The organism is Paracoccus methylovorus (assembly GCF_016919705.1).
In the GTDB taxonomy this organism is placed as follows: Bacteria; Pseudomonadota; Alphaproteobacteria; order Rhodobacterales; family Rhodobacteraceae; genus Paracoccus; species Paracoccus methylovorus.
The window spans coordinates 1,452,668-1,469,815 of record NZ_CP070371.1 but is presented as its reverse complement, the minus strand read 5'-3'; the positions used below and the strand labels follow the sequence as shown (position 1 = coordinate 1,469,815).

The following is a 17,148-nucleotide window of genomic DNA, read 5'->3' as shown; positions in this document are numbered from 1 at the left end:
ATGGCACGGTTCTTTATTCACCGGCCGGTGCTGGCCTGGGTGATCTCGATCTTTATCGTCATCGCCGGGCTTCTCGCGCTGCCCAACATGCCTATTGCGCAATATCCGCAGGTGGCTTGGCCGCAGATCACCATCTCGACCGCTTATACCGGCGCCGCGCCGGGCGAGATCAACCAGGCGGTCGCCCAGCCCATCGAGGATGAGCTGAACGGCGTCGAGGGGTTGGTCTATTACGAATCGGTTTCGGACAGTTCCGGCGCCATGTCGATCACCGCGACGTTCGAGCCGGGCACCGATATCGCCCGTGCGCAGGTCGATGTGCAGAACGCCGTGGCGCGGGTCGAGCCGCTTTTGCCGCAAAGCGTGGTGGATCAGGGTGTGCTGATCGAGGAAGCCGGCACCGGGTTCCTGATGATGGTCGCGCTGACTTCGGATGACGGCACGATGGATGACATCGCGCTGGGCGATTATCTCAACCGCAACGTGGTGGGCGAGATCCGCCGCATCGAGGGCGTGGGCCGGGCGCAGGTCTTTGCCCCCGAACGCGCGCTGCGTATCTGGGTCGATCCCGCCAAGATGACCGGGCTGAATCTTACCTCGGCCGAGATCGTGGCGGCGGTGCGGGCGCAGAACGCGCAGGTCGCGGCGGGCAAGGTGGGGGCCGATCCGAACCCCATCGGCCAGCAACTGACAGCGACCGTGCTGATCAAGGGGCAACTGGACGATGCCGAGGAATTCGGCAACATCGTGCTGCGCGCCAATCCCGACGGCTCGGCCGTGCTTTTGCGCGACGTGGCCCGGCTGGAGATCGGGGCCGAAACCTATAGCTTCGCCTCGCGCATCGACGGCAAGCCTGCGGCCGCGCTGGGCATCCAGTTGTCGGCCACCGGTAACGCGCTGAACACCTCGGCCCTGGTGCATGAAAAGATGGAAGAGCTGGCGGTTTTCTTCCCCGACGGCGTCAGCTATGCCATCCCCTATGACACCACCCCCTTTGTCGAGGCATCCATCGAAAAGGTGCTGCACACGCTGGTCGAGGCCATGGCGCTGGTCTTTGTGGTGATGTTCCTGTTCCTGCAGAACTTTCGCTATACGATCATCCCGACCATCGTCGTGCCCATCGCGCTGATGGGAACATTGGCGGTGATGCTGGTGGCCGGGTTCTCGATCAACGTGTTGACGATGTTCGCCATGGTTCTGGCCATCGGCATTCTGGTCGACGATGCCATCGTGGTCATCGAAAACGTCGAGCGAATCATGGCGACCGAGGGGCTGCCGCCACGCGAGGCGACCGAAAAGGCCATGGGCCAAATCTCGGGCGCGATCGTCGGCATCACGTTGGTTCTGTCGGCGGTTTTCGTGCCGATGGCGTTCTTTCCCGGCTCGTCCGGCATCATCTATCGCCAGTTCGCGCTGACCATGGTGGTGTCGATCCTGTTCTCGGCCTTCCTGGCGCTGACGCTGACGCCGGCACTATGCGCCACCTTCCTGAAACCGATCAGCGGGCATCACGAAAGAAAGGGCTTTTTCGGCTGGTTCAACCGCAATTTCGACCGGCTGACCGAACGCTATACAGGTGCGGTCAGACTGGTCACGCGGCGTCGGCTGGTGATGATGGCGTTCTATCTGGTCCTTGTCGGGGCGACGGCCTTGGGCTTTGTCCGCCTGCCGACCAGCTTTTTGCCGAACGAGGATCAGGGTTTTATCATCGCGGATATCCAGACCCCCGCGACGGCAAGCTCGAACCGCACGGATGAGGTGCTGGCCACCGCGACGCAGATGTTCCAGCGCAGCGAGGCGGTGCAGAATACCGTCGCGATCCGGGGCTTCAGCTTTTCGGGGCAGGGGCCGAATGCGGGCCTGATGTTTATCACCTTCAAGGACTGGGCCGAGCGCGAGCAATCCGCGCAGGACATCGCCAACGCCGCGAATATGGAGATGTTCGGTTATCAGGATGCGCAGGCCTTCGCGCTGTCGCCGCCGCCGATTCCGGGCTTTGGCGCGACCGGCGGCTTCAGCTTCCGCTTGCAGGACCGCGGCGGGCAGGGGCAAGAGGCGCTGCTGGCAGCCGCCCAGCAGATCATCGGTCAGGCGCAGGAAAGCGGCATCGCCACCGGGCTGCGTATCGAGGGCCTGCCCTCGGCCGCGCAGGTCTTCGTCACCATCGACCGCGAAAAGGCCAATGCCTTTGGCGTGACCTTCGCCGATATCTCGGCCACGATCTCGCAATACCTCGGCTCGGCCTATATCAACGACTTCCCGAATGCCGGGAAGATGCAGCGCGTGGTCATGCAGGCCGAGGACAACTCGCGCATGCAGGCCGAGGATATTCTGGCGCTGACCGTGCGCAACTCGAACGGCGGCATGGTGCCCTTTTCCTCATTCGCCAGCGTGACCTGGGAACAGGGACCGTCGCAGGTCGTGGGGTATAACGGCTATCCGTCGATCCGCATCGCAGGTGCGGCGGCACCGGGCTACAGCTCGGGTGCGGCCATGGCCGAGATGGAGCGGCTGGCCTCGGAACTGCCGCAGGGCTTCGGCTATGAATGGACCGGGCAGTCGCTGGAGGAAATCCAGGCCGGCAGTCAGGCGACGCTGCTTTACGCCATGAGCATCCTGTTCGTCTTTTTGCTGCTGTCGGGGCTTTACGAAAGCTGGTCGATCCCACTGTCGGTGATGCTGGTGGTGCCTTTGGGGGTGCTGGGCTGCGTCGTGGCGGTCATGTTGCGCGACATGCCCAACGACATCTACTTCAAGGTCGGGCTGATCGCGATCATCGGGCTTTCGGCCAAGAACGCCATCCTGATCGTCGAATTCGCCAAGGACCTGCGCGAGCAGGGCCAAAGCCTGATCGACGCGGCGGTGACGGCGGCGAAGCTGCGCTTTCGTCCGATCCTGATGACCTCGCTGGCATTTACGCTGGGCGTGGTGCCGCTGGCCATCGCCACGGGTCCCTCGGCGGCCAGCCAGAACGCCATCGGCACCGGGGTGATCGGCGGCATGGTTGCCGCGACGGTGCTGGCGGTGTTCTTTGTGCCGGTGTTCTTTGTCTTTGTGCTTGGTTTTTTCAGTCGTGTGACCGGCGACAGCACCGCCGTCCCGGCGCGTGGTGACGAGGCGGCTTGAGTATCGGCCAGTCAAATGGCGGGGGCGGATCTTTGCCGCCCCTGCCGCACGTTCTTTCCGCGGCCCTGAACGGGTTGCGCCCAACAGAGAGTTTTGGATGAACCAGACCTTGTCCCTTTCCCGCCGCGGCCTTCTGGGCGGGCTTGTTTCCACCCTTGCGCTGGCCGCCTGCAACCCGGTCAGCTATACCGCCCCCCGCGCCGAGGTGGCCGCAGCATTCGCCGCCAACTCACCTGCCCGCCGCGCCGGCGCAAATACCTGGTGGGCAGCGTTTCGCGACAAGCGGCTGGATGCGCTGATCGAAGCCGGGCTCAAGCGCAATCTGGACGTGCAGACCGCCGTTGCCACCATCCGCGAGGCGCAGGCCAATGCCCGCGTCGTCGGCGCCAGCGATCTGCCGCAGGCGAATGTGGAAGCCTCGGCCGGGCGCAACCGGACTGCCGCCGGCATCGTCGAAAGCGACTCGGCCACGCTGGGCGTGTCCTGGCTGGTCGATCTGTTCGGCCAGAACCGTGCGGCGCGCGAGGGGGCCTCGGCCCGGCTGGACGCGAGCTATCTGTCGGCAGAGGTCGCGCGGCTGACCGTCGCCAGCGCCATCGCCTCGGCCTATGTCGATGCGCGCTATTATCAGGAAGCCCTGGCGCTGACCCGGCAAAGTCTGGCAAGCCGCAAGCGCACGCTGGAGATGACCCGCACCCAGGACGAATTCGGCAGCGTGTCGCGGCTGGAGGTGCTGCAGTCCGAGCAATTGGTGGCGCAGGCCGAAGCCGCGCTGCCCAGCCTTGAGGTCGGCTTCGACCAGTCGGTGAACCGTCTGGCCACGCTGACCGCCGGGCGCAGCACCGATATCGGGGCGCAATTGCGTCAGGGTGGCGGCCAGCCGCGCGCCCGCTTCAGCGCCAGCGTCGGCGTGCCCGCCGATGTGGTCCGCGTCCGTCCCGATGTCCGCATGGCCGAGCGCAACCTTGCCGCCGCTGCCGCCGACGTCGGCGAGGCGCAGGCCGCCTTTTATCCGCGGTTGACGCTGTCGGGCTCGATCACGCCCACGAACGGCAAGACCTGGGGGTTTGGTCCGCAGATTTCGCTGCCACTGTTCACGGGCGGGGCGAACCAGGCGCAATTGTCCGCCGCGCAGGCAAGGGCGGAACAGGCGCGGCTGGCCTGGCAGGCCTCGGTCCTGAATGCGGTCGAGGAGGTCGAGAACGCGCTGGCCGGCTATAACCGCGATGCCCGTGCCGTCAGCGCACAATCGCGGCTGGTCGAGAATGCAAGCGAAACGGTCGAACTGACCCGCAGCTCCTATGATCTGGGCGAGGCCGATTTCTTCCCGGTGCTGGATGCCGAGCGCACGCTGCTTTCCGCCCGGCAAGATCTTGCCTCGGCCGTGCGCCAGCAGGCGCTGAACTTTGTCGCCCTGAGCGCCGCATCGGCCGGCGGCGTCGGCCTGCCCGCGAACTGAGCACAGCAACGGTGGCTTCCCACGAAGGGGGAGCCACGCCAAAGGGCTGCGGTTTCCGGCCCTCTCAGGCAGGCAAGGCCGCAAGCTCATGCGCCCAAGGCGGATTGGCGCCGGGGCGCGAAACGGTGATGGCCGCCGCCCGGGTGCCAAGCACCAGTGCCTGTGCCAGCACCTCGGGCGTCAGGCGGTCCAGCCCCGCGCGCGACAACGCGCCGGCGCGGTCGAGCGCGGCCAGAACGCCGGCGTTGAACGTATCACCGGCGCCGATCGTGTCGGCGACCTCGACCCGCATCGCCGGCGCGTCCAGCGGTTGGCCCGACCAATGCGCCCGCGCACCGGCCGAACCGCCGGTCTGAAAGATCACCCGCGGCCCTTGGGCAAGAATGGTGGCGGCAGCTTCGTCAAAACTGCTGCCGGGCATCAGCCATTCCAGATCGTCGCCCGATAGCTTAACCAGATCGACCATGCCGAAAAGCCGGTCGAGCCGTTGCCGATAGGCAGCCGCGTCGGCGATGAAGAAGGGACGGATATTCGGGTCCAGCATCACCGGGATGCGGTGGCGGACGCGTTCGACCAGCGCCTCGATGGCAGCGCCGCAGGGATCGGGCACCAGACTGATGCCGCCGATGAACAGTGCCGAGACCTCGTCGGGGATCTCGGGCAGGTCGGCTGCCGCCAGCATCCTGCCGGCAGAACCTTCGTCATAAAAGGAATAGCGCGCCTCGCCCCCGGTCAGGGTCACGAAGGCCAGCGTGGTCAGCCGGTCGCTGCGTGGGCAAAGCCCGGTATCCACCCCCGCCTCGGCCAGCGGGCGCAGCAGCATTTCGCCAAAGGCATCGCGTGAGATCGGCCACAGATAGCCTGTCCCGGCACCCATACGGCCAAGCGCGATGGCCGTGTTATAGACCGCGCCCCCCGGCAAGGGGCGGTATGTAGCGCCCTCGGGCACCATGTCGATCAGTGATTCCCCGGCACAAAGGATCATGGTCAGCCCCCTTTTCCATCGTCAGCCCCGGACGGCGTGACCGCCGCCGCCTCCTGCATCGTGATAGCGGTAACTGCCGCTGATGGAAATATCGGGTGACAGTGCGGCATCGCCGATGCGGATGAAATCGCCCCGCTCGTTCAGCCATAGCAGGGCAAGAAGCACGGCCAGCGCCAAAGCCACGGCAAAGGCGATCTTCCATCCCGACCAGGGCCGTTCGCCTTGCACGCGGCCGGATTGGCCGTTGACGACGAAACGATAGCTTTTGCCGCCATAGCGATAGGCGGCGGTCCAGACCGGCAGCAGGATATGCTTGAAGGTCTCGTCGCTGTAATGGGTCTGGATGCCGCTGATCCGCTGTTCGTTGCCACCGATGGCGCGGCGCACGTCCATGGCGATGACGCCTGCCATTTCCTGCCGGGCGATGTCATGTCCCGAGGACAGCGGGATCGTATAGCCCTCGGCCAAAAAGCCGGCCAGATACTCGGGCTGATAGGGCATCAGATGCGACAGATCCCACGGCGTCAGTGCGTCGGTGATGCGGCGCGGCAGCGAACTGGAGGCCAGCACCAGCACATCATCGAAATTCCGCGCAACCCGCCCCTGAACCGGGGTCCAGCGCGTGCGGCGCACCTGTTTTGCGACGCGCTGCTGGCGGCCATCGACGACCTCGGTCACGTAAACGGTTTCGTAGTACCAGTCGCCGCGCGCGCCGGTATAGGCCGAGGCGGTGTCGGCATCGAAGGTCCAGAACGGTGAATAAACCCCGCTCATTTTCTTGCCGCGGCGGGCATAGGCGGTCAGGCCCGAGGGTGCGAACCACAGCCCGCCCAGCCAGTCCTCAAGCGCTGTTTTGGCCTGTGTTTCAGTGATCACAAAGGGCAGCACGCCTTGCGGCTTGATCTGCCTTGTCGTGCCGGTGTCGGTGACGACCGCCGTGGCGCAGAACGGGCAGGCCGAGGCGTGCCGGTCGCTGGTGATCTCGACCTTGGCGCCGCAGTTCGGGCAAGAGAGGGTGCGGACAGCCTCGGTCAGGTCGCTGTTGCGGTCCAGCGACAGGCCCTGTTCCAGCGGCAGTTCCCGAAGCTGCGGCGACTTGTGCCCGCCGTCCCATTGCAGTGCCCGCCCGGTCGCCGGGTCCAGCAGGATGGCGCTTTCGCCCCAAGACCCTTCTTGCGGCTGGCGGGCAGGTGCACGGGCATGACCGGGGCCGATATGCTGTTCGTGCCCGCAATAGGGGCAGACCAAGCGCTGCTCACCGGGCGAAAATTCCAGGCTCGCGCCACAATTCTCGCAAGGATAGCGGTATTCCGAAGGTGGTGTCGGCATAAAGCCCGCTTACTCTGGCTTGGGGATCGGCGGCGGCGGGGGCGGGGGTGCCACGGTGAAAAGCTGGGCCAGTTCGGCCACATCCTCGGCGGCTTTCCAGCCGTCCTGACCTGGGGCCCAAACCAGCGTTTCGCGCGTGAAGGTCCCTTCGCGCGCAAGTCGGCCCAGATGGGCGCGGCCATAGGGGCCGTCGGCCTGACCGCCCATGGCGATGTGCCAGACGGTTTCGGGGTGCAGCGGCGGCGGGCTTTGCGGCGCGGCCTGCTGGGGAACGGCGCCCCAGGGGCCGCGTTGCGCCATGGCGGCGCCAAGCCCCGCGCCAAGACCGGCACCGATGCCGGCCCCCATGCCGCCGGGCTGGTTCGAGGCGTTCAGCATTGCCTCGGACGCGGCATATTGGCCGAAACGGTCCAGATCGCCGACGATGCCCATCGAGGTGCGCTTGTCGAGCATCTTTTCGACCTCGTCGGGCATACTGATGTTTTCGATATAGAATTCGGGAATCGTCAGGCCATAGGCCGCAACCGTCGGGCTGATCGCCTTGGCGACCATCTGGCCCAGATCGGCGGTGTTCGCCGCCATGTCCAGCACCGGGATGCCCGAGGCGGCGATCATGCGCGAGAATTCCTGCACGATGATGTTGCGCAGTTGAAAGCTGATCTCGTCGCGGGTGAATTCGCCGTCGGTGCCCACGATCTCGGTCATGAAGCGGGCGGGGTCGGTCACGCGCATGGAATAGGTGCCGAAGGCGCGGATGCGGACTGCGCCGAATTCCGGATCGCGCGCAATCACCGGATTCTTGGTCCCCCATTTCAGGTCGTTGAAGCGGGTCGTGTTGACGAAATAGACCTCGGACTTGAACGGGCTGCGAAAGCCGTGGTCCCAATGCTGAAGCCGGGTCAGGATCGGCAGGTTGTTGGTTTCCAGCATGTAAAGGCCGGGCGAAAAGACATCGGCAAGCTGGCCTTCGTGGATAAAGACCGCCGCCTGTCCCTCGCGCACGGTCAGCTTGGCGCCGTATTTGATCGCCTTGCCCACCGTCGGATAACGCCAGACCATGGTGTCGCGGCTGTCGTCGGTCCATTCGATGATCTCGATGAACTCGCCGCCGAGGATGTCGAAAATGCTCATGAGGGCTGCCTTTTGCTCTGCGGGACGCCTGCCTGCGATAGTGACCCGCACACGCCCGGCGTCAAGCCCCGAGCGCGGCCCTATACCTCGGTTGCCAGAAGCTCGCGGGCGATCTGCAGCACGATGGGCCGCGCCTCGGCCTCGGTCATGCCGGGCCGCAAACGGGGGTCGTAAAGGATCTGCAGCAGCAATTCGTCATGCCGGGTCAGATAGGCGAATTCCTCGTCATCGTTGAAGACCGAGGGCCGGACCCGCGGGCTGTCATTGGCCAGCCCCATGCCCTGCGCCATTTCCTCGTGCAGGCACGAGCGGCGCAGGCGCGGCGGTAGTTCCGCCCGGATCAGTGCCACGGCCTGCGAATAAACCGGCGAGTTGCCGTTGGAATAGGCGAAGACCGCGCAATAGTTCTGGGGCGCAAGATCACGGAGCGCCGCGATGTCGTCGGGCGGGATGCCGGGCATCAGGGCCGACAGGCGCGGCGCAATCGCCCGGCGCTCATCCTCGTTCAGGATCAGCACGTTGAAGTTGCCTGCGGCGCCGGTCAGCGTGACCGGGTGGCCGCTGACGCGGGTCAGCCGGTCGGCGAAACCCGCGATTTCGGCCCGGTCGCGGGCGCGATGATCGGGGGATACGGAATCGCCGAACTCCAGCCGCACCAGCACCGGTTGCTGCCAACGCCGCAACGGCGCAGGCGTAGCGCGCGAGACCAGCTTGCCGCCTTCGCGCACATATTCGTCATGCAGCGCGACTTCGACGAAATCATCGGTCAGCTTTTCGGCGGTCAGTGCGATCTCGGTCCCCGCATCGGTGCGCAGCCTGCCGCGGGCGATCAGCGCCTCTTCCACGCCGGCGAGATAGTCGCGCATGTTGCGGCTGGCGGGCGAGGCCGCAGCAGCTTCGGCCCGGGCAGTGGCGGCACGGGCGCTTTCGGCGCGCTCCCGACGCAAAGCGGCCTGATCCACCGGCGGCGGATCGGGACGGTCTGGCGGCGCTTGCGCGTCGATCGCAGGCGGAGGCGTCTCGGCCGGCGGTTCGGGGGAACAGGCGGCAAGCAATGCCAGCAGCGCAAATGCTGCGGGCAGGGGCAGACAGGAACGGGCTGGCAGGGTCACGGTGTCTTTGGTGCAGGGGTTGTGGGTTGGGCGCTGGCCGAGGCAAGGGTCTTGCGCAGTTCCGCCTCCATCGCCGTGAGATCCTCTTCGGCGGCGGCGCGGCGGGTGCGGCCTTCGTCGGCGATGCGCAGGCTGTCCTCGATGGTCGAGATCAGTTCGGCATTCGCGGTGCGCACGGCCTCGATGTCGAAAACGCCGCGTTCCAGTTGGGTGCGGATCTGGGCATTCGCCTGGCGCAGGTTCTTGGCATTGGCGGTCAGCAGGTCGTTGGTCAGGTCGTTCGCCTCTTTGACCGCGCGGGCGGCCTCGGCGCTACGCTGGATGGTGACGGCCTGCGCAAGCTGCGTTTCCCACAGCGGCACGGTATTGACCAGCGTTGAATTTATCTTGGTAACCAAAGACTTGTCGTTTTCCTGCACCAGCCGGATCGACGGCAGCGATTGCATCGTCACCTGCCGGGTCAGCTTCAGGTCATGCACGCGCCGCTCCAGATCGTCGCGGGCCGAGCGCAGATCGCGCAACTCCTGCGCCGCCATCACCTTGTTGTTTTCGGTGGCGGCCTCGACGGCGGCTTCCTTGGCCGGGACTTCCTCACGGTCGATCTGCGCCAGCTTTTCTTCGCCCGCGGCGATATAGAGCGCAAGCTCATCGTAGAAATTCAGCGTGCGGTCATAAAGCAGGTCGAGCGACTTGATGTCCTTGAGCAGGCGATGCTGATGCTGGTCCAGATCGGCGGTGATGTTGTCGATCTGCGACTGCACCTGTTCGTAATTCGCCACGAACTTGGCAAAGGGCGCGGTGCGGCCCAGCAGCTTTTCCCACCAGCTGCGTTCGCGCCGCACATCCAGTTCGCTGACGGAAAAGCCGCGGATCGTGGTGACGATCTCACGCAGAGATTCGCCTGCGGGGCCCACGTCCTTGTTCTTGACGTCCGCCAGCATCGCCTGGCTGATTTCCTGCAATTCGTTCTGGGCGCGGGCGCCGAAATGCACGATCGAGCCCGAGTCGCGGATATCGACCTCGTCCATGCGCCGGCGGATTTCGGCGGCCACGGCGGGCTCTGCCTCGGTCAGGCTGGGCGTGGTGGCGGGGGGTTCGGGCAGGACGACCGCGGTCACGGTCTGAAGCTCGTCCAAGGCGGCTTGGGCGCTGGCTTGCGTCTGGGTGGTCATCCGGCTTCGTCCTTTCGTGATGGAACAAGGGCCCGGCCGAAGAATAGACCGATTCCCGATGAGTTCAACGAGAGGACGAGGCGAAGGTTCCCTTTGTTTTCGCGGGTGTTGCCATCCTGCCGGGAACGGCCATCGCTGGCGGGTCCGGGCGCTGGCATGGTTGAAATTTCCGGCATGCCGGGCGATGCCGCTATGAAAAGGCAAGGCGGCACCGCTGAGCGGGACCGCCGGGTTTATGCTGGTTATGAACCGTCAGCGGGCCTTGACCACCACCAGATCATTCGCGCGTCTTTGGCCCTCCGGCAGGGCGAGATAGCGGTCGTAACCCGCGGCGACGATCAGCCGCGCCGCGCCGCCCTCGCGCGCCGACCGCAGGTTTTGCGCGCTGGTCCGCTCCAGGTCCCCCAGCGTGGTGTCCAGCGCCGAGACCAGAAACAGCGACTTCGCCTCGAACACCTTGGCGACATATTGGTTGTAGCCCTCGATGGTCCAGGTGGTGCCGGCGCTCTCGCCCTCGCCGTTCACGATCAGCTCCAGCGACCAGGCGCCCTGCGCGTCGGTCGTCGCCCCGACCTTTTGCGTCACCACCCGCAGGCCGCCGTCGAAAATATCCGCGCCCTGAAGCGTCGCGATGATCTTGCCCCCGGCGATCGGGGCAAGCGTGGCGTCCATCAGCACGCCCCTGACTGTGGCTTTGTTCGGCATGTAACCCTCTTCTCATCCGAAATGGCGCGGACATTATCCCGAAGAGGCCAACGCGTTGCCGAAATCCCCCCTGCAACGGCCGCGCTAGGGCGCGTCAGCGGCGGGAATCACGCCGGTCTGGCGCCAGAGATCGGGCGTCATGCCCTCGGTCTCGCGAAAGACGCGGATCAGATGCGAGGCGTCGCAAAAGCCGGTTTCTTCGGCGATGCGGGTGACGGTGCGGTCGGTGCGCGCCAACAGCATGCGCGCTTGCGCCAGCCGGATGCGGATCGAGGCATCGGCGGGCGGGATGCCCAGATCGGCGTTGAAATGCCGTTCCAGCTTGCGCCGCCCGACGCCCAGATCCTTGGCGATGCGGGCGATGGGCAGCGGCGCATGCAGGTTTTGCTGCATGGCCAGCAGGGCGCGGCGGACCAGCGCATCGCGGGCATTCAATTCCAGCGGCAGGCCGGGTTGGGGCCGGTCGCCGGCCATCGGCTCGTCTATCATCAGGATCGACAGGGCCTTGCGCGCGGCGGAGCGGCCAAGGTGGCGGTCGACCAGAAAAGCCGCCAGATGCGCGCCGCTGACCCCACCCGAGCAGGACAGCCGGTCGCGGTCCACCACGAAGATCTGGTCCGAAACCGGGCGCATCTTTTCGAATTCCGCAAGAAAATCCTGATGATGGAACCAGCTTACGCAGCAACGATAGCCGTCCATCAGCCCGATGCGTGCCATGGCGAAGACCCCGGTGCACAGCCCGCCAAGCGCCACCCGGGCCGTGGCGGCGCGGCGCAGGAAGGCGGCCTGTTCCGGTGACAGGCCGGGGCCGCCGTCGATCAGCCCGCCCACGGTGATGATGTAGTCGAAGCGGGCGGGGTCGCCCAGCCGCTCCTCGGGTTCGATCCTCATGCCGCAAGAGGATTGCACCGGCGCCATGTCCGACGAAAGCACACGCCAGCGGCAGCGGATGGGGCGCGAGCCATCGCCGTCGTCGGCCGCCAGCCGCAGCACGTCGACGAATGTGGCAAAGGCCGACAGCGTAAAGCGCGGGGTCAGCAGAAAGCCGATCCGCAGTCGCGGCTGATTGGGCTCCGGCGTAGGGTCGTATTCTGGCATTGTCGCGATCCGTCCATGGTCGGCGTCGCGATCATGCCATGATTTCCGGGTTTATCCAGTGGCTGCGTAAATCAATCCTTGGTGGACAGAACCATGGTGGCGGTCGCCGCCTGTGCCGCATCCTCGGCGTCGTCGCCGGCCTCGACCAGTTCACGCGCCTCCTCTTCGTCCTCGTCCTCTAGCGCGGGCGGATCCTCGCCGGCCAGGAAATTGCCGAATTTCTGCAATCCGGGGATGTGTTCGGCCAGCACCCGAATTACCACCAGCAACGGCACCGCCACGATCATGCCGATTACGGACCACAGCCAAGCCCAAAGCGCGACCGTCAGAAAGACCACCACCGTGTTGAGTTGCAGGCGGCGCGAGACGAGATAGGGGGTGATCAACTGCCCTTCGACCGCAGACAGGCCAAGATAGGTCAGGCCCACCATCAGGGGGGTGAACAGGTCGTCAAAGACGAAGATGCCGACCAGTGTCGCGATGATGATGCCAGTCAGCGAGCCCAGATAGGGGATGAAGTTCAGCAAAAACGCCGCCAGTCCGAACAAGACCGGGCTGGGCATGCCCCAAGCCCACATCGCAAGGCCAAGGGCGACCCCAAGGCAGGCGTTGATCAGCGTGATGGCGCCCAGATAGGCGCCCAGGCTGTCCTCGATCTCGCGCAGGGCCAGATAGGCGGCACGCTTTTCCCGCATGGAATCGAAGCTCTGCACGATCTTGAGATAGAGCAGGTCGCCCGATGAGATCAGGAAGAACAGCAAAAACAACGTGAAGATGATCTGGCCGACAAAGGCCGGGCCAAGGTCCAGCACACTGGCCAGCGTGGAGGAAGGGGGCGTCGTGTTCACCTCGACCTGGATCTGCTGGTCGGGCGGCTGTGGTGTGCCCGGCGCGGGGATGGAACTGAGCGTGCCGGTCAGCGTCGCGTCCGGGGCCGTCTCGCCGGGCGGGGTGGCCGGTTCGGGCTCGGTGCTGCCCCCGCCGCTGCCGCTGGCGATTTCGTCGATCTTTTCGGCGGCGCGTTCCAAGCCGCGAAAGTTGCTGCGAATTTCCGTGAACCGCTGTTCAAAGCGTTCGGTGATCTGGGGCGCATTCTCGATCAGCCGATTGGCGGGGCCGGAGATGACAAAGCCGATCAGCACCACCGCCACCACGAGCCCCACCGTGACGATCGAGGCGGTGACGGCCGCACCCACCCCCAGCCGCTCCATCAGCCGGCGAAAGGGGATAAAGACGAAAAACAGCAGGATCGCCAGCGTCACCGGCATCAGGAAGCTGCGCGCCTGTGCGAAAAAGCTGAACAGCAGGATCAGAAAGATACCGATCACCGCCCAGTTGGCGACGCGGCCCATCCGCTTGTCGGCGGATGGTGCGGAAAAGGGAAACATGTGATTGCTGCGATCCTGTTCCGGCGGCATGCGTTTCCCCTCTCCTGCGGCGCGGAAGGGAACGCGAAGCCCGCGGCCGGGTTCCCGCCGCGGGCTGTTTCAGGATCGGAGGGGGCGATTACAGCGGATGGTCGCCCGAGGCGTCGATGACGCGGGTGGGCAGGCCCAGATCGCCCAGCAACTCAAGGAAGGGACGGGCGGGCAGGTCCTCGACATTGACCATCTTTTTCACGTCCCAAGTGCCGCGCGCGATCAGAATCGCCGCCGCAACCGGCGGCACGCCTGCGGTAAAGCTGATGCCCTGGCTGCCGACCTCGTTGAAGGCGTCCTTATGGTCGGCGACGTTGTAGATGAACACCTCGCCGGGCTTGCCGTCCAGCGTGCCCTTGACCAGATCGCCGATGCAGGTCTTGCCCTCGTAATCGGGCGCAAGGCTGGCGGGATCGGGCAGAACCGCCTTGACCACCTTCAGCGGCACGACTTCGAGCCCCTCGGCGGTCTTGACCGGCTGCTCCGAGAGCAGCCCGAGGTTCTTCAGCACGGTGAAGACGTTGATGTAATGTTCGCCGAAACCCATCCAGAAACGTACGTCGGCGTCCTTGTAGCGGGCCGAGAGGCTGTGCACCTCGTCATGGCCCGACAGATAGGCGGTGCGTTTGCCGACGACCGGCAGATCCCATTCGCGGCCGACCTCGAACATCTTGTTCTGGCGCCATTCGCCGCCCTGCCAGCTATAGACCGTGCCGGTGAATTCGCGGAAATTGATCTCGGGGTCGAAGTTCGTGGCGAACCAGCGGCCATGGCTGCCGGCGTTGATGTCCACGATGTCGATCGAGTCGATTTTGTCGAAATATTCGTCCTCGGCCAGCCGGGCATAGGCGTTGACCACGCCGGGATCGAAACCCGCGCCAAGAATGGCGGTGACGCCGGCATTCGCGCAATCCTCGCGGCGTTTCCATTCGTAGTTGTCATACCACGGCGGGGTTTCGCAGATCTTGGTTGGGTCTTCGTGGATCGCGGTGTCGATATAGGCCGCGCCGGTCTCGATACAGCCTTGCAGCACGGTCATGTTGACGAAGGCAGAGCCGACATTGATGACGATGCCCGCGTCGATCCGGCGGATCAGTTCGGCCACGGCCTTGCTGTCCATCGCGTCCAGCGGATGCGCGGTAAATTCGACCGAATGGCCCTTGTCACGAATGCTCGCGATGATCTTCTCGGCCTTGGAGGGGGTACGGCTGGCGATATGCAGCGTTCCGAATTCCTTGGCATTCTGCGCCACCTTATGCGCGACCACCTGGGCGACGCCACCAGCGCCGATGATGAGCACGTTCTTGGCCAATTCAGTCTCCTTTTCGGGGGCTAGGAAAGGGGATGGCTGCCGCCTGTTCACGACAGGCTGGCTTTGTAGTCGTCATAGGTGAACCGGCGAACCTCGCGGATCGTTCCGTCCTCGTCCCTGATCGCGATCGAGGGCATGGGGACGCCGTTGAACCAGTTCTTCTTGACCATGGTGTATCCACCGGCATCGGCGATGCTGATCCGGTCGCCGACCTTGAGCGGTTGCGCAAAGCGTCCCTCGCCGAAGATGTCGCCAGCCAGACAGGTCTTGCCCGCAATCTGATAGGGGTGCTCGCCCTCTTGCGGCAGTTTCGCCGTCTCGCGATAGATCAGCAGGTCAAGCATATGCGCCTCGATGCTGCTGTCGACGATGGCCACGTCCTTGCCGTGGTGGATGACATCCAGCACCGTGACCTCGAGCGAGGTGGATCTGGTGATGCTTGCCTCGCCGGGCTCCAGAAACACCTGCACGCCGAAACGTTCCGAAAACGCCCTGAGCCGGTCGGCAAGCCGGTCCAGCGGATAGTCGTCGCCGGTGAAATGGATGCCCCCGCCAAGGCTGACCCAGTCGAGCTTTTCCAGAAAGCCGCCGAACTCGGCCTCGATCCGCGAAAGCTGCGCGTCGAACAGGTCGAAATCCGCATTTTCGCAATTGTAATGGATCATCACGCCGTTGATGCGGTCCAGCGCAGCCTCCAGCCGGTTCAGGTCCCATTCACCAAGGCGCGAAAACGGGCGGGCAGGGTCGGCCAGATCAAAGCCGCTGGTCGAAAAGCGCGGGTTCAGCCGCAGGCCCATGGCAATGCCTTGTGCGGCTGCCTTGGCGCCGAAACGGTCGAGCTGACCCAGCGAGTTGAAGATGATCTTGTCGGCGTAACCCAGCGCCTCGTCGATCTCGTGATCGGCCCAGGCGACCGAATAGGCATGGGTTTCCTTGCCGAATTCCTCGTGGCCCAGACGCAGTTCGAACAGGCTGGACGAGGTGGTGCCGTCCATGAACTCGCGCATGAAGTCAAAGGCCGACCAGGTGGCAAAGCATTTCAGCGCCAAAAGGCATTTCGCGCCTGAGCGTTCGCGCAGATACCGAATCCGCTCCATATTCGCGCGCAGCCGGGCGAAGTCGATCAGGTAGTAGGGCGTCTGCAGATCGGACATGGCGCGGCTCCCCGGGTCTTGCGACCGTGAAAACTGAAAACGAAAGGCTCATTTAGGGTCATGCGCCGCATTTCGCAAGAAAGCGTGACGGGGGCATGACGGCCGGGTGCGAATGGGCCCTAGATGCGCAATTGCACCGGCTGGCCGGATCGCACCGATTCGTCGGCGGCAAGGCAGACGGCCAAGGATGAGACCGCATCGCGCATGTGGCGGTCCAGATCCATGTCCTCGGCGATGGCGCGGGCCATGAAGGCGGCTTCGGTATCGCAAAGCTCCTGATGGCCGGGTTCGCCCTGCATCGAGATGTCCTGATCGCCCTCTCCGACCCGGTGCAGGCGCAGGGTCGCGGTGCGGGTATGGGTGTCGATATCGTCCGAGCGCGCGTCATGCGGCATGCGGATGCTGACGGCGCCGCGGGGGCTGACCACATCCTTCACGAAAAAGGCGGTGTCCGACATCATTGGGCCCCAGCCCGCCTCGTACCAGCCCAGCGAGCCATCCTGAAACAGCACCTGAAAATGGCCGTAGTTGTACATGTCCGCCGCGATCTCGTCGGAAAGGCGCAGGCCCATGCCGCGCACCTCGACCGGGGGCGCATCGGTGATCTGGCACATGACATCGACATAATGCACGCCGCAGTCGACGATGGGCGGGGTGGTGCGCATCAACGCCTTGTGGACCTGCCACGTCGGGCCGGAGCTTTGCTGGTTCAGGTTCAGCCGGAAGACATAGGGGCCGCCAAGCGCCCGCGCCTCGGCAATCAGGCGCTGCCAACTGGGGTGGTGGCGCAGGATATAGCCGATGACCAGCTTGCGGCCGGTCTCATGCGCGCATTCGACAAGGCGGCGGGCGTCCTCGACCGTGGTGGCCAGCGGCTTTTCCACGAAGACATGCGCGCCCGCCCGCAGGGCGGCAAGGGAATATTCCGCGTGGCTGTCCGAATATGTGGCGATGACCGCGACATCCGGGCGCAGGCGTTGAAGCGCCTCGTGAAAATCCTGGCTTTGCGGAATCGCGGCGAGTTCCGCCGGCAGATCGACCGGGCTGCGATTGACAAGGCCGACGATCTTGGCCCCGGGTTGTTTCAGCCATGCAAGCGCGTGGCTGCGTCCCATGTTCCCCAGTCCGGCGATCAATACCCGCATGG

13 protein-coding genes are annotated in these 17,148 nt (G+C 65.0%); 2 read left to right on the top strand and 11 right to left on the bottom strand.

What is annotated here, in order from left to right:
• The gene (locus JWJ88_RS20330) at positions 1 to 3,126 is read left to right on the top strand and encodes an efflux RND transporter permease subunit (RefSeq protein WP_205296209.1); all 3,126 of its coding nucleotides are present in this window, start codon (positions 1 to 3) and stop codon (positions 3,124 to 3,126) included.
• Positions 3,127 to 3,223: 97 nt separating this feature from the next.
• Entirely contained in the window at positions 3,224 to 4,585 is a 1,362-nt protein-coding gene (locus JWJ88_RS20325; RefSeq protein ID WP_205296208.1) for an efflux transporter outer membrane subunit, read from the top strand.
• Between the two features lie 64 nt (positions 4,586 to 4,649).
• Here JWJ88_RS20325 and JWJ88_RS20320 read toward each other — a convergent pair whose 3' ends face one another.
• The 11 genes from JWJ88_RS20320 to JWJ88_RS20270 form a co-directional block, all read right to left on the bottom strand.
• Positions 4,650 to 5,570: a carbohydrate kinase family protein gene (locus JWJ88_RS20320; RefSeq protein WP_205296207.1), complete on the bottom strand. Its 921-nt coding sequence runs from the start codon at positions 5,568 to 5,570 to the stop codon at positions 4,650 to 4,652.
• A gap of 21 nt (positions 5,571 to 5,591) precedes the next feature.
• Positions 5,592 to 6,899, bottom strand: coding sequence for a zinc ribbon domain-containing protein (locus JWJ88_RS20315; protein WP_205296206.1), 1,308 nt, complete (start codon positions 6,897 to 6,899; stop codon positions 5,592 to 5,594).
• Positions 6,900 to 6,908: 9 nt separating this feature from the next.
• Positions 6,909 to 8,030 (bottom strand): SPFH domain-containing protein, encoded by a 1,122-nt coding sequence (locus JWJ88_RS20310; RefSeq protein ID WP_205296205.1) that lies wholly within the window; start codon positions 8,028 to 8,030, stop codon positions 6,909 to 6,911.
• An 80-nt stretch (positions 8,031 to 8,110) separates the two neighbouring features.
• A complete protein-coding gene (locus JWJ88_RS20305; protein WP_205296204.1) occupies positions 8,111 to 9,142 on the bottom strand; it encodes a DUF2927 domain-containing protein in 1,032 nt (343 codons plus the stop codon).
• Positions 9,139 to 10,314: a toxic anion resistance protein gene (locus JWJ88_RS20300; RefSeq protein WP_205296203.1), complete on the bottom strand. Its 1,176-nt coding sequence runs from the start codon at positions 10,312 to 10,314 to the stop codon at positions 9,139 to 9,141. Before JWJ88_RS20300 ends, JWJ88_RS20305 begins: the two co-directional genes overlap by 4 nt.
• Positions 10,315 to 10,566: 252 nt before the next feature.
• On the bottom strand, positions 10,567 to 11,019 hold the full coding sequence (locus JWJ88_RS20295) for a hypothetical protein (protein WP_205296202.1): 453 nt from the start codon (positions 11,017 to 11,019) through the stop codon (positions 10,567 to 10,569).
• An 84-nt stretch (positions 11,020 to 11,103) separates the two neighbouring features.
• On the bottom strand, positions 11,104 to 12,117 hold the full coding sequence (locus JWJ88_RS20290; RefSeq protein ID WP_205296201.1) for a GlxA family transcriptional regulator: 1,014 nt from the start codon (positions 12,115 to 12,117) through the stop codon (positions 11,104 to 11,106).
• Positions 12,118 to 12,188: 71 nt separating this feature from the next.
• A complete protein-coding gene (locus JWJ88_RS20285; RefSeq protein ID WP_205296200.1) occupies positions 12,189 to 13,535 on the bottom strand; it encodes an AI-2E family transporter in 1,347 nt (448 codons plus the stop codon).
• 88 nt (positions 13,536 to 13,623) lie between these two features.
• Complete coding sequence (locus tag JWJ88_RS20280) at positions 13,624 to 14,847, bottom strand: saccharopine dehydrogenase family protein (RefSeq protein ID WP_205296199.1); 1,224 nt, start codon at positions 14,845 to 14,847, stop codon at positions 13,624 to 13,626.
• Positions 14,848 to 14,894: 47 nt separating this feature from the next.
• Complete coding sequence (gene nspC / locus JWJ88_RS20275) at positions 14,895 to 16,001, bottom strand: carboxynorspermidine decarboxylase (protein WP_205296198.1); 1,107 nt, start codon at positions 15,999 to 16,001, stop codon at positions 14,895 to 14,897.
• Between the two features lie 119 nt (positions 16,002 to 16,120).
• The gene (locus tag JWJ88_RS20270; RefSeq protein ID WP_205296197.1) at positions 16,121 to 17,146 is read right to left on the bottom strand and encodes a Gfo/Idh/MocA family protein; all 1,026 of its coding nucleotides are present in this window, start codon (positions 17,144 to 17,146) and stop codon (positions 16,121 to 16,123) included.
• Positions 17,147 to 17,148: the final 2 nt, after the last annotated feature.

Bases quoted from the DNA above. Each gene is read 5' to 3' on its own strand.
- JWJ88_RS20330 (WP_205296209.1), top strand. From the start codon at position 1: ATGGCACGGTTCTTTATTCACCGGCCGGTGCTGGCCTGGGTGATCTCG.
- JWJ88_RS20325 (WP_205296208.1), top strand. From the start codon at position 3,224: ATGAACCAGACCTTGTCCCTTTCCCGCCGCGGCCTTCTGGGCGGGCTT.
- JWJ88_RS20320 (WP_205296207.1), bottom strand. From the start codon at position 5,570: ATGATCCTTTGTGCCGGGGAATCACTGATCGACATGGTGCCCGAGGGC.
- JWJ88_RS20315 (WP_205296206.1), bottom strand. From the start codon at position 6,899: ATGCCGACACCACCTTCGGAATACCGCTATCCTTGCGAGAATTGTGGC.
- JWJ88_RS20310 (WP_205296205.1), bottom strand. From the start codon at position 8,030: ATGAGCATTTTCGACATCCTCGGCGGCGAGTTCATCGAGATCATCGAA.
- JWJ88_RS20300 (WP_205296203.1), bottom strand. From the start codon at position 10,314: ATGACCACCCAGACGCAAGCCAGCGCCCAAGCCGCCTTGGACGAGCTT.
- JWJ88_RS20295 (WP_205296202.1), bottom strand. From the start codon at position 11,019: ATGCCGAACAAAGCCACAGTCAGGGGCGTGCTGATGGACGCCACGCTT.
- JWJ88_RS20290 (WP_205296201.1), bottom strand. From the start codon at position 12,117: ATGCCAGAATACGACCCTACGCCGGAGCCCAATCAGCCGCGACTGCGG.
- JWJ88_RS20285 (WP_205296200.1), bottom strand. From the start codon at position 13,535: ATGCCGCCGGAACAGGATCGCAGCAATCACATGTTTCCCTTTTCCGCA.
- nspC (WP_205296198.1), bottom strand. From the start codon at position 16,001: ATGTCCGATCTGCAGACGCCCTACTACCTGATCGACTTCGCCCGGCTG.
- JWJ88_RS20270 (WP_205296197.1), bottom strand. From the start codon at position 17,146: ATGCGGGTATTGATCGCCGGACTGGGGAACATGGGACGCAGCCACGCG.